This is a genomic window from Burkholderia territorii (assembly GCF_902833055.1).
GTDB lineage: Bacteria > Pseudomonadota > Gammaproteobacteria > Burkholderiales > Burkholderiaceae > Burkholderia > Burkholderia territorii.
This window is the reverse complement of the sequence record NZ_CADFEJ010000003.1, coordinates 14375-26124: the sequence shown is the minus strand read 5'-3', so window position 1 is coordinate 26124 and position 11750 is coordinate 14375. Positions and strand designations below refer to the sequence as shown.

Here is an 11750-nt window from a genome sequence, read left to right as displayed (position 1 = left end):
CGCACACACTGCCCGGCCGGCACGGCCGGGCAGCGAACCGCTGGATTGCTTACTCTGCGGCGACCGGCTTGCCCGATGCGTCCGTCACCTTCGTCTTCCACTGCTTGCGGATTTCCGTCTCGACCGACGCCGGCAGCGAGATGTAGTCGAGGCTGTCGGCTGCCTTCTCGCCGTTCTTGAACGCCCAGCTGAAGAACTTCAGCGTTTCGGCGCCCTGCTCCGGCTTGTCCTGCTTCGCGTGCAGCAGCACGAACGTCGCACCGACGACCGGCCATGCTTCCTTGCCCGGCTGGTTCGTCAGGATCTGGTAGAACGACTTCGACCAGTTCGCGCCGGCAGCAGCGGCCTTGAACGTTTCGGTCTTCGGCTCGACCACCGTGCCCGTCGAGTTCTTCAGGGCCGTGTAGGTCATGTTGTTCTTCTTCGCATACGCCCACTCGACGTAGCCGATCGCGCCCGGCAGGCGCTGCACGAAGGCCGCGACGCCGTCGTTGCCCTTGCCGCCCGTGCCGGTCGGCCAGTTGACCGTCGTGCCTTCGCCGATCTTCGACTTCCACTCGTCGTTGACCTTCGACAGGTAGTTCGTCCAGATGAAGCTGGTGCCCGAACCGTCAGCGCGACGAACGACCGCGATGTCCGTATCCGGCAGCTTGACCTTCGGGTTCAGTGCAACGATCGCCGGATCGTTCCACTTCTTGATCTTGCCGAGGTAGATGTCGCCGAGCACCGGGCCCGACAGCGTCAGTTCGCCGGCCTTCACGCCCGGCACGTTGACGACCGGCACCACGCCGCCGACCACCGTCGGGAACTGGAACAGGCCTTCCTTCGCGAGTTCTTCATCCTTCAGCGGAGCGTCCGAACCGGCAAAATCGACCGTCTTCGCGACGATCTGCTTCAGGCCGCCCGACGAACCGATACCCTGGTAGTTCACCTTCGCGCCGCCGGACTGCTGGTAGTCGGCAGCCCATTTCGTATAGATCGGCATCGCGAACGTGCTGCCTGCGCCCGTGATGTCGGCAGCTTGCGCGGCGACTGCGAAAAGCGCGCCAGCCAGGCCGGCAATCGCGGTTTGCATCAATTTCATGAGACCTCCAGTGTGTGAGCGGATGACTACGGCACCGCGAAGGTTAGGGGCTCCTCATGACGATAATGTGACAATCGATGAAACTGGCGTGACAGTAACATGACTGGTTGAAAGGGTGTATCGGGCCCTGTGCGGGCGGCCGCGCGCCGACATCGCGGCGCGGGAATACCGGCTGGAACTGCCGGTCGGGAAGGGTCCTCGGCACCCGCGTATGCGAGGCCCGAGCGAAGCGCGTTCGCCGGATGCGGTGCGGCACGCGCATCGCCGCCGGCCCTCGCGATTCAGGGTCGAAAGATTTCATCAGACGAAATTCGCGCCGAAGTCACCCTCTATTTAATAGCGCAAACCTTTGCGTCTGACGAATTGCGGCGCCCGAAAGCGCCGCCTGTCGAATCACCGGCAAGGCCGCGCGTGGCCGGCCGGACATCGTGCACCGTCGCCGATTCGGCTCAGCTCGTCGCCGCGCGCACTGCGTCGGCGATCGCTTCCGCGTGACGCGTCGCGTCAGCCGCATGCTGCGCCTCGACCATCACGCGCAGCACCGGCTCGGTACCCGACGCGCGGATCAGCACCCGGCCGCGGCCGGCAAGCGCGCTTTCGGCCGCGTCGATCGCCGCGCGAATCGATGCGCTGCCCTTCCAGTCGGCACCCGGCTTCATCCGCACGTTGATCAGCTTCTGCGGGAACAGCGTGACGCCGTCCAGTATCTGCGCAAGCGTGCGGCCGCTGCGCTTGAGCGCCGCCAGCACGAGAAGCGCCGAGACGATGCCGTCGCCGGTCGAATGGCGATCGAGCGACAGGATATGGCCCGAACCTTCCGCGCCGAGCTGCCAACCGCGCTCGCGCAACTGTTCGAGCACATAGCGATCGCCGACGGCCGCTCGCACGAACTGCACGCCCTCGCGCTGCAGCGCGACCTCGACCGCGAGGTTCGTCATCAGCGTGCCCACCGCGCCGTCGACCTTGCCGGCAGTCGCGATCCGGTCCTTCACGAGCACGTAGAGCAACTCGTCGCCGTTGTACAGGCGGCCCGTCGAATCGACGACCTGCAGGCGGTCCGCATCGCCGTCGAGCGCGATGCCGAGGTCCGCATGGTTCGCCCGCACCGCACGCACCAGTGCGTCGGGCGCCGTGGCGCCGACACCGTCGTTGATGTTGAAACCGTTCGGCGCGACGCCGATCGGGATCACGTCCGCGCCGAGCTCGTGGAACACGTGCGGCGCAATCTGGTACGCGGCGCCGTGCGCGCAGTCGATCACGAGCTTGAGCCCGCGCAGGTCGTACGCGGCCGGGAACGTGCTCTTGCAGAACTCGATGTAACGGCCGGCCGCGTCGTCGAGGCGGCGCGCCTTGCCAAGGCGGTCCGACGACGCGCATTCGAGCGGCTTGTCGAGCCATGCTTCGATCTCGGCCTCCGTATCGTCGGGCAGCTTGTTGCCGTCGGCGGAGAAGAACTTGATCCCGTTGTCCTGATACGGGTTGTGCGATGCGCTGATCACGACACCGGCCGACAGGCGCAGCGCGCGCGTCAGGTACGCGACGCCCGGCGTCGGCATCGGGCCGGCCAGCATCACGTCGACGCCGGCAGCCGAAAAGCCGGCCTCGAGCGCGGCCTCGAGCATGTAGCCCGACACGCGCGTGTCCTTGCCGATCAGCACCGTCGGACGCGCACCCGCCGCGACGTCGGCCGCGCCGGCCAACACCTTGCCGGCCGCATAGCCGAGACGCAACACGAAATCAGGCGTGATGGGCGCATCGCCCACCGTGCCGCGAATGCCGTCCGTGCCGAAATATCGACGTCCCATGGCGAACCTTCCTCCTTCGTCTTTCCAACTTTTGACTTATCGTTGCCGCGCGGCTTCGCGCACGGCATTCCAGACCTTCAGCGCATCGACCGTCGCCGCGACGTCGTGCACACGCACGATCGCCGCGCCGCGCTCGACCGCGCACAACGCGGCCGCCACGCTCGCCGCGACGCGTTCGATCGGTGGCTTGCCGCCGATCACCGCGCCGAGCATCGATTTGCGCGACATGCCTGCAAGAATCGGGTACGCGCGCCCGTCGGGCCGCGCGGGCGCCGTGTCCGGCAGCGCGGCCAGCAGCGCGTAGTTGTCGTCGACCACGGCCTTGCCGAATCCGAACCCCGGATCGACGCAGATCCGCTCCGGCGCGACGCCCGCATCGCGCAGCGCCTGCGCGCGGGCGGCGAGAAAGTCGCGCACGTCGGTCACGACGTCGCCGTAGTCGGGCTCGCCGACCTGCATCGTCTGCGGCTCGCCGAGCATGTGCATCGCGCACAGCCCGCTGTTGCCTTCGCGCACGGCGTCGATCGCGCCCGGCTGGCGGAATCCCCAGATGTCGTTGATCAGATCCGCGCCGGCGGCGAGCGCCGCCCGCATCACGGCCGGCTTGTAAGTGTCGATCGACAGCGGCACGTTCAGCGGCCGAAGCGCTTCGACGAGCGGAATCACGCGCGCGAGCTCCTCGTCGAGCGGCACGGGCGGCGCGCCGGGACGCGTCGATTCGCCGCCGATGTCGATCAGGTCGACGCCTTCGGCAATCATCCGCTCGGCCTGGCGCAGCGCATCGTCGCGCGCGAGGAAGCGGCCGCCGTCGGAAAACGAATCGGGGGTGGCGTTGAGAATGCCCATCACGAGCGGGCGTTCGAACGTCAGCGAGAAACGGCCGCACTGGAGCGGCGCGGGAATGGAGGCTGAAACTGCGGAGTCGGGCACGGGCGGGAAGCGTTGATGAATGCAAAACGGGCCGGTGTGAAGCCACACCAGCCCGTGAACGGTGCTACGGCAGAGGTCAGGCCGGCGAAGCGGGCGCCGGCGCGCTGCCGGGCTTCACTTCGGCGGCCGTGCCGCCACCCGACGAATCGCCGCCGACGGCCGGCGAGCTCTTCGGCGAGCGCGGCGGACGCCCTTCCATGATGTCGTTGATCTGATCGGCGTCGATCGTCTCCCACTCCATCAGTGCGGCCGTCATCGCCTCGACCTTGTCGCGGTTCTCTTCGAGCAGGCGGCGCGCAAGGCTGTACTGCTCGTCGAGCACGCGGCGGATTTCGCCGTCGACCTTCTGCTGCGTCGCTTCCGAGATCGTGCGGGTGAAGCCGCGGCCGAACGGGCCGCTGTCGTTCTCGTCGTCGACGTAGACCATCGGTCCGAGCGCGTCGGTCATGCCGAAACGCGCGACCATCGCGCGGGCCGTCTGCGTCGCCTTGTTGAAGTCGTCCGACGCGCCGGTGCTGATCAGGTTCAGGAACAGCTCCTCGGCCACGCGGCCGCCGAACAGGATCGCCAGGCGGTCGAGCAGGTAATCCTTCGAGTAGGTCTCGTTGTCATGCTCGGGCAACTGCCACGTGACACCCAGTGCGCGACCGCGCGGGATGATCGTGACCTTGTGCACCGGGTCGGCCTTCGGCAGCAGCTTCGCGATCACCGCGTGGCCCGACTCGTGGTAAGCCGTCGCGCGCTTCGCCTCTTCGCGAATCACCGCCGACTTGCGCTCCGGACCCATGAAGATCTTGTCCTTCGCGTCCTCGAAATCCTGCATTTCGACGATGCGCTTGCCGCGGCGGGCGGCGAACAGTGCCGCCTCGTTCACGAGGTTCGCCAGGTCGGCGCCCGAGAAGCCCGGCGTGCCGCGCGCGATGACCGCTGCGTCGACATCGTTCGCGATCGGTACCTTGCGCAGGTGCACGCGCATGATCTGCTCGCGGCCGCGGATGTCCGGCAGGCCGACATAGACCTGGCGGTCGAAACGGCCCGGGCGCAGCAGCGCCTTGTCGAGCACGTCGGAACGGTTGGTCGCGGCGATCACGATCACGCCCGAGTTCGCTTCGAAGCCGTCCATCTCGACCAGCATCTGGTTCAGCGTCTGCTCGCGCTCGTCGTTGCCGCCGCCCATGCCGGCGCCGCGATGACGGCCGACCGCGTCGATTTCGTCGATGAACACGATGCACGGCGCGTGCTTCTTCGCCTGCTCGAACATGTCGCGCACACGGGCCGCGCCGACGCCGACGAACATTTCGACGAAGTCGGAACCCGAGATGCTGAAGAACGGCACCTTCGCTTCACCGGCGATCGCGCGGGCGAGCAGCGTCTTGCCGGTACCCGGAGGGCCGACCAGCAGCACGCCGCGCGGAATGCGACCGCCCAGCTTCTGGAATTTCTGCGGGTCGCGCAGGAAGTCGACGAGCTCGGACACTTCTTCCTTCGCTTCGTCGCAGCCCGCGACGTCGGAGAAGTTCACCGCGTTGTTGTTCTCGTCGATCAGCCGCGCGCGCGATTTCCCGAACGAGAACGCGCCGCCTTTGCCGCCTCCCTGCATCTGCCTCATCATGTAGAACCAGAACACGATGATCAGGATCGTCGGCCCGAGGTAGTACAACGCGGACATCAGCGCGTTCGGCTCGTCGTCGGCCTTGCCGCTGACCTGCACGCCGTACTTCATCAGATCGCCGACCATCCAGATGTCGCCGGGCGACACGATCTGGTATTTCTGCCCATCAGCCGGAGTGACGGTGAGGTTGCGCCCCTGCACGATGACGTTCTTGACCTTGCCGTTCTTGGCGTCGTCCATGAACTGCGAATAGGACACACCTTCCTGGACGCGGGGCTTGTCGAACTGCTTGAACACCGTAAACAGCACCAGTGCGATCACCAGCCACACTGCTGCCTTCGAAAACATATTGTTGTTCAAAGCACCACTCCTTCACTCGTAGACGAGCGCCTACATTTTCCTTGCGGCGCTCCTCGGTCATTCTAATCCAGTCCGACCACCCCCGCCATAAGCATTGACAACCGCCGCGATAGCGCTTCGCTTGTCTGGCAAGGGCCGGAGCCCGTTTGCGGCACCGCGCTCCGCGTCACCGCGGATGCTTCAGCTGCCGGCCCAAAATGAACGTTTCGGACGATTTGTCGCGCGACGCCTTCGGCTTGCGCGGCGCGACGACCTTAAACTGCTGTTTGAACTTTTCGACGATCTGACTGTAGCCGCTACCGTGGAAGCACTTCACGAGCAGCGCACCTTCCGGCTTCAGGTGATTCTGCGCGAATTCGAGCGCCAGATCGCACAGATGCTCGATGCGCGCCGCGTCCGCCGAGGCCACGCCGGAGAGGTTGGGGGCCATGTCGGAAATAACAAGGTCCACCGCGCGGCCTTCGAGCACCTCTTCCAGCCGGTGCAGGACGTCGTCCTCGCGGAAGTCGCCCTGGAGGAAGTGGACGTCGGCGATCGGCTCCATCGGCAGGATGTCGAGCGCAACGATCGTGCCGTCGATGCCGCCTTCGCGCTCCGCGTCACGCTTCTTGCCCTGCGCGAGCTTGTTGCGGGCATACTGGCTCCAGCTGCCCGGCGTCGCGCCGAGATCGACGATCACCTGGCCCGGACGGATCAGCTTGTCCTGTTCGTCGATTTCCTTCAGCTTGTACGCGGCACGCGCGCGATAGCCCTCCCGCTGCGCCATTTTGACGTACGGGTCGTTGATGTGGTCGTGCAGCCAGTGCTGGTTAAAGCGGTTTTTTGCCATTCGAGAGAGAGATTGCTGCTATTTGCTTCGTGAAGCCGTGCTTTTGGCGGATAATACGCGTCTTCTTCGCGCGGCTGCGGCCCCTTCCGGGACCCAAGCCGCGATTTTACGTGGTTTCGGCGCGCGGCTGATGCGGTAACTTCCCGCGATTCGCTTCTGACGCAGCGCGCCCCTAATTTGATTTCGACATTTCCATGCCCGCCCTTTCGCTTTCCCCCGCCGAGCGCTCCGCGCTGCGTTCCCAGGCCCATGCGCTCAAGCCCGTCGTGCTGATTGGCGCCGAAGGGCTGACCGACGCCGTGCTGAAGGAAATCAAGGTGCACCTCGCCGCGCACCAGCTGATCAAGATCCGTGTGTTCGGTGACGAGCGCGACGAGCGCGTCGCCATTTACGACGAGATCTGCGACCGCCTGAACGCAGCGCCGATCCAGCACATCGGCAAGCTGCTGGTGATCTGGAAGCCCGAGGCTGCCGTGGCGGCCCCGGCCCGCGGCCGACGCGCCGGCGCGCTGCCGAGCGCGGCCGAAGCCGTCGACGACAAGAAAGGCCGTGCGCCGCGCACCGTCAAGGTCGTCAAGGTGTCGCCGAACGCGAGCCCCGTGCGTCGCCCGCGGCCGGTCAAGGTCACGGTGCGCGGCAACGAGCGCGTGACGGCGGGCGGCAACGTGAAGCGCGCGAAAAAGCGTCAGGCCAGCACGAAGCGGCCGCACCAGGGCAAGTAATCCCGCCGCGCGGCACGGGGCACCCCGTGCCGCCCTGCCGCTGCAACGCTCGGAGCGTTCAGGCGTCTCGCGCCGGCAGACGCCAGATCAGCATCAGCCCCAGCACGCTCTCGACGAGATAGAACAGGCTCGAGACGCCGTGCAGCATCCCGAAGCGGCTCGCGTACGGCGAGTGCGCGATATCGGTGCCCGCCTCCATCGCGGCCACCCGCAGCGCGTTCATGAACGGCTGCAGCGCAAAATACCCGACCAGCACGCACGCCACCATCGCCGCGACGATCCAGCGCACGCGCCGGTAATCGCCGCTGCCGCGCCGCACCTGCTGATTCGACAGCGCGAGCAGCAACACGCCGCACACGACGCCGACGATCGCCTCGATCCGGAACAGCTGGGCCGCGACCGAGCCGGCCGTCATCCGCTCCAGCGTTCGGAACAGCACGGGCGCGACCGCATACCCGATCGTCAGCAGGCTGCCGACCCACACGGCCGACAGCAGACGGAACACGCGGTGCGGCATCACGTCGCTCCGCTTCAGATATAGCTGACCGAGATGATTTCGTATTCGCGCACGCCGCTCGGTGCCTGGACGGCCGCGACGTCGCCTTCGGACTTGCCGATCAGCGCGCGCGCGATCGGCGAACTGACCGAGATCAGGCCGTGATCGATGTCGGCTTCGTCGTCGCCGACGATCTGGTACTTGACGGTGTCGCCCGACTCGAGATCCTCGAGTTCGACCGTCGACGCGAAGACCACGCGGCCTTCGGCATCGAGCACGGTGGGATCGATGACCTGCGCGGCCGACAGCTTCGATTCGATTTCCGCGATGCGACCCTCGATGAAGCCCTGCTTTTCTTTCGCAGCGTCGTATTCGGCGTTTTCGGACAGATCGCCCTGTGCGCGGGCCTCCGCGATCGCGTTGATCACGGCCGGCCGCTCGACGGACTTGAGGCGCTGCAATTCATCGCGCAGTTGCTCTGCGCCACGCTTTGTCAACGGAATGGTGCTCATAAACGGCTCAATCGCTAAAAACGGCTATAAAAAAAATCACCGCGATTAAGCGCATTCCCGGCGAACCGGAAACACCGCTTAACCGCGGCACGTGTTGCTTCGACAGGTAACCGACCGCTTAGTTTAGGCGAGCATGAAGACCTTGTAAATCATAGACTTCCAGATCCTTCAGGTAGCGCAAGCCTTCGACGGCCGCGCGCGCGCCCGACATCGTCGTGTAGTACGTGACCTTGTGCGCCTGCGCGCTCATGCGGATCGAACGCGAATCGGCGATTGCCTGGCGCGTCTCGTCGACCGTCGTGAACACGAGTGCGATCTCGCCGTTCTTGATCATGTCGACGATGTGCGGACGGCCGTCCTTCACCTTGTTGACGACCTTCACCGGCACGCCGGCCGCTTCGATCGCGGCGGCCGTGCCCTTGGTCGCGACGATCGGGTAGCCGAGGTCGTGCAGCATGCGCGCGACTTCGACGGCCTTCGGCTTGTCGGCGTCCATCACGGTCAGTAGCACCGTGCCCGACTCCGGCAGGCGCGAGCCCGCTGCGAGCTGCGACTTGAACAGCGCCTCGCCGAACGTGCGGCCGACACCCATCACTTCGCCGGTCGAACGCATTTCAGGCCCGAGGACCGGATCGACGGTCGGGAACTTGACGAACGGGAACACCGCTTCCTTCACGCTGAAGTACGGCGGCTCGACTTCCTTCGTCACGCCCTGCTGCGCGAGCTTCTGGCCGACCATCGCGCGCGCCGCGATCTTCGCGAGCGGCAGGCTGGTTGCCTTCGACACGTACGGCACCGTGCGCGATGCGCGCGGGTTCACTTCGAGCACGTAGATGATGTCCTGCTTCGAGCCGTCCGCCTGCGGCACCTGCTGGATCGCGAACTGCACGTTCATCAGGCCGACCACGTTCAGCGCCTTCGCCATCGCGCCCGTCTGGCGCTTCAGCTCGGCAACGGTTTCCTTCGACAGCGAGTACGGCGGCAGCGAGCATGCCGAGTCGCCCGAGTGGACGCCCGCCTGCTCGATGTGCTCCATCACGCCGCCGATGAACACCGACTCGCCGTCGCAGATGCAGTCGACGTCGCACTCGATCGCGTCGTTCAGGAAGCGGTCGAGCAGCACCGGCGAATCGTTCGACACCTTCACGGCCTCGCGCATGTAGCGCTCGAGGTCGCGCGGCTCGTGGACGATTTCCATCGCGCGGCCGCCCAGCACGTACGACGGGCGCACGACGAGCGGGTAGCCGATTTCGGCCGCCAGCGCGAGCGCTTCTTCTTCGGCACGCGCGGTGCGGTTCGGCGGCTGGCGCAGGCCGAGGTCCTGCAGCAGCTTCTGGAAACGCTCGCGGTCTTCGGCCGCGTCGATCATGTCCGGCGACGTGCCGATGATCGGCACACCGTGCGCCTCGAGGTCGAGCGCAAGCTTCAGCGGCGTCTGGCCGCCGTACTGGACGATCACGCCGACCGGCTTTTCCTTGTCGACGATCTCGAGCACGTCTTCCAGCGTCAGCGGCTCGAAGTACAGGCGGTCGGACGTGTCATAGTCGGTCGACACCGTTTCCGGGTTGCAGTTGACCATGATCGTTTCGTAGCCGTCCTCGCGCATCGCGAGCGCCGCGTGCACGCAGCAGTAATCGAACTCGATGCCCTGGCCGATCCGGTTCGGCCCGCCGCCGAGCACCATGATCTTCTTGTTGGTGGTCGGCTGCGCCTCGCACTCTTCCTCGTAGGTCGAGTACATGTAGGCCGTCTTGGTCGCGAACTCGGCCGCGCAGGTGTCGACGCGCTTGTAGACCGGGCGCACGTTCAGTTCGACGCGGCGGCGGCGGACGTCTTCCGGCGTCGCGCCGAGCAGCTTCGCGAGGCGACGATCGGAGAAGCCGCTCTGCTTCAGGAAGCGCAGCTCGTCGAACGTCAGCGATGCGAGCGTGCGGCCCGACAGCGCCTTTTCCTTCAGGATGATCTGTTCGATCTGCTCGAGGAACCACGGGTCGATCGCCGTTTCCGCGAAGATTTCCTCGGCCGTCATGCCGATGCGGAACGCGTCGCCGACGTACCAGATGCGGTCCGGGCCCGGCTCGTGGATCTCGATCGCGATCTCGTCGCGGTCGGTCGACTTCTCGTCGAGACCGTCGACGCCGACCTCGAGGCCGCGCAGCGCCTTCTGGAACGATTCCTGGAACGTGCGGCCGATCGCCATCACTTCGCCGACCGACTTCATCTGCGTGGTCAGGCGCGAATCGGCTTCACGGAACTTCTCGAACGCGAAACGCGGGATCTTCGTGACGACGTAGTCGATCGTCGGCTCGAACGATGCCGGCGTCTGGCCGCCGGTGATTTCGTTCTTCAGCTCGTCGAGCGTGTAGCCGACCGCGAGCTTCGCCGCGACCTTCGCGATCGGGAAGCCGGTCGCCTTCGATGCGAGCGCCGACGAACGCGACACGCGCGGGTTCATCTCGATGACGACCATGCGGCCGTCCTTCGGATTGATCGAGAACTGCACGTTCGAGCCGCCGGTGTCGACGCCGATCTCGCGCAGCACCGCGAGCGATGCGTTACGCAGGATCTGGTATTCCTTGTCGGTGAGCGTCTGCGCCGGCGCGACCGTGATCGAATCGCCGGTGTGCACGCCCATCGGGTCGAGGTTTTCGATCGAGCACACGATGATGCAGTTGTCGGCGCGGTCGCGCACGACTTCCATCTCGTATTCCTTCCAGCCGAGCAGCGACTCTTCGATCAGCAGCTCGCGCGTGGGCGAAAGATCCAGACCGCGCTTGCAGATCTCCTCGAACTCCTCGCGGTTGTACGCGATGCCGCCGCCCGAGCCGCCGAGCGTGAACGACGGGCGAATCACGACCGGGTAGCCGCTGCCGCCCGTCTCCGCCATGATCTGCGCGTGCACCTTGGTCGCCTCTTCCATCGAGTGCGCGATGCCCGACTTCGCGGAGCCGAGACCGATCTTGGTCATCGCTTCCTTGAACTTCTGGCGGTCTTCCGCCTTGTCGATCGCTTCCGGCGACGCGCCGATCAGCTCGACACCGAACTTCTCGAGCACGCCGTGGTGGTGCAGGTCGAGCGCGCAGTTCAGCGCGGTCTGGCCGCCCATCGTCGGCAGGATCGCGTCCGGGCGCTCCTTCTCGATGATGCGTGCGACAACTTCCCACGTGATCGGCTCGATGTAGGTGACGTCGGCCGTGTTGGGGTCGGTCATGATCGTCGCCGGATTGCTGTTCACGAGGATGACCTTGTAGCCCTCTTCACGCAGCGCCTTGCAAGCCTGCGCGCCCGAATAGTCGAACTCGCAAGCCTGGCCGATGATGATCGGGCCGGCGCCGATGATGAGGATGCTTTTGATGTCTGTGCGTTTTGGCATGGCTTGTGAATTCAGTAAGTAATCTTT

At 65.7% G+C, this 11750-nt stretch carries 9 protein-coding genes; 1 reads left to right on the top strand and 8 read right to left on the bottom strand.

The features are described from left to right. Window positions 1–49: 49 nt before the first annotated feature. The 5 genes from pstS to HW466_RS07480 form a co-directional block, all read right to left on the bottom strand. Window positions 50–1084: a phosphate ABC transporter substrate-binding protein PstS gene (gene pstS / locus HW466_RS07500; protein ID WP_059506087.1), complete on the bottom strand. Its 1035-nt coding sequence runs from the start codon at window positions 1082–1084 to the stop codon at window positions 50–52. A 449-nt stretch (window positions 1085–1533) separates the two neighbouring features. Further along, window positions 1534–2889, bottom strand: coding sequence for a phosphoglucosamine mutase (gene glmM / locus HW466_RS07495; RefSeq protein ID WP_059449355.1), 1356 nt, complete (start codon window positions 2887–2889; stop codon window positions 1534–1536). Window positions 2890–2925: 36 nt separating this feature from the next. Beyond that, complete coding sequence (gene folP, locus HW466_RS07490; protein WP_151004157.1) at window positions 2926–3819, bottom strand: dihydropteroate synthase; 894 nt, start codon at window positions 3817–3819, stop codon at window positions 2926–2928. 76 nt (window positions 3820–3895) lie between these two features. Further along, window positions 3896–5791: an ATP-dependent zinc metalloprotease FtsH gene (gene ftsH / locus HW466_RS07485; protein WP_059449357.1), complete on the bottom strand. Its 1896-nt coding sequence runs from the start codon at window positions 5789–5791 to the stop codon at window positions 3896–3898. A gap of 166 nt (window positions 5792–5957) precedes the next feature. After that, a complete protein-coding gene (locus HW466_RS07480; RefSeq protein WP_059506083.1) occupies window positions 5958–6620 on the bottom strand; it encodes an RlmE family RNA methyltransferase in 663 nt (220 codons plus the stop codon). A gap of 194 nt (window positions 6621–6814) precedes the next feature. Between HW466_RS07480 and HW466_RS07475 the strand changes: the two genes are divergently transcribed. Beyond that, entirely contained in the window at window positions 6815–7342 is a 528-nt protein-coding gene (locus tag HW466_RS07475; protein ID WP_059449359.1) for a YhbY family RNA-binding protein, read from the top strand. A gap of 58 nt (window positions 7343–7400) precedes the next feature. Here the strand turns inward: HW466_RS07475 and HW466_RS07470 are convergent, their stop codons facing one another. The 3 genes from HW466_RS07470 to carB all read right to left on the bottom strand — a co-directional run bounded on the left by HW466_RS07470 (window position 7401) and on the right by carB (window position 11723). Further along, a complete protein-coding gene (locus HW466_RS07470) occupies window positions 7401–7859 on the bottom strand; it encodes a DUF4149 domain-containing protein (RefSeq protein ID WP_151005463.1) in 459 nt (152 codons plus the stop codon). Window positions 7860–7873: 14 nt separating this feature from the next. Further along, window positions 7874–8350, bottom strand: a complete 477-nt coding sequence (gene greA / locus HW466_RS07465) for a transcription elongation factor GreA (RefSeq protein WP_021163362.1) — start codon at window positions 8348–8350, stop codon at window positions 7874–7876. A gap of 118 nt (window positions 8351–8468) precedes the next feature. Next, window positions 8469–11723 (bottom strand): carbamoyl-phosphate synthase large subunit, encoded by a 3255-nt coding sequence (gene carB / locus HW466_RS07460; RefSeq protein ID WP_059449361.1) that lies wholly within the window; start codon window positions 11721–11723, stop codon window positions 8469–8471. Window positions 11724–11750: the final 27 nt, after the last annotated feature.

What these genes read in the sequence shown, in the direction of transcription:
- glmM (WP_059449355.1), bottom strand. Translation starts at nt 2,889, where the DNA reads ATGGGACGTCGATATTTCGGCACGGACGGCATTCGCGGCACGGTGGGC.
- HW466_RS07470 (WP_151005463.1), bottom strand. Translation starts at nt 7,859, where the DNA reads ATGCCGCACCGCGTGTTCCGTCTGCTGTCGGCCGTGTGGGTCGGCAGC.
- HW466_RS07475 (WP_059449359.1), top strand. Translation starts at nt 6,815, where the DNA reads ATGCCCGCCCTTTCGCTTTCCCCCGCCGAGCGCTCCGCGCTGCGTTCC.
- HW466_RS07480 (WP_059506083.1), bottom strand. Translation starts at nt 6,620, where the DNA reads ATGGCAAAAAACCGCTTTAACCAGCACTGGCTGCACGACCACATCAAC.
- pstS (WP_059506087.1), bottom strand. Translation starts at nt 1,084, where the DNA reads ATGAAATTGATGCAAACCGCGATTGCCGGCCTGGCTGGCGCGCTTTTC.
- carB (WP_059449361.1), bottom strand. Translation starts at nt 11,723, where the DNA reads ATGCCAAAACGCACAGACATCAAAAGCATCCTCATCATCGGCGCCGGC.
- greA (WP_021163362.1), bottom strand. Translation starts at nt 8,350, where the DNA reads ATGAGCACCATTCCGTTGACAAAGCGTGGCGCAGAGCAACTGCGCGAT.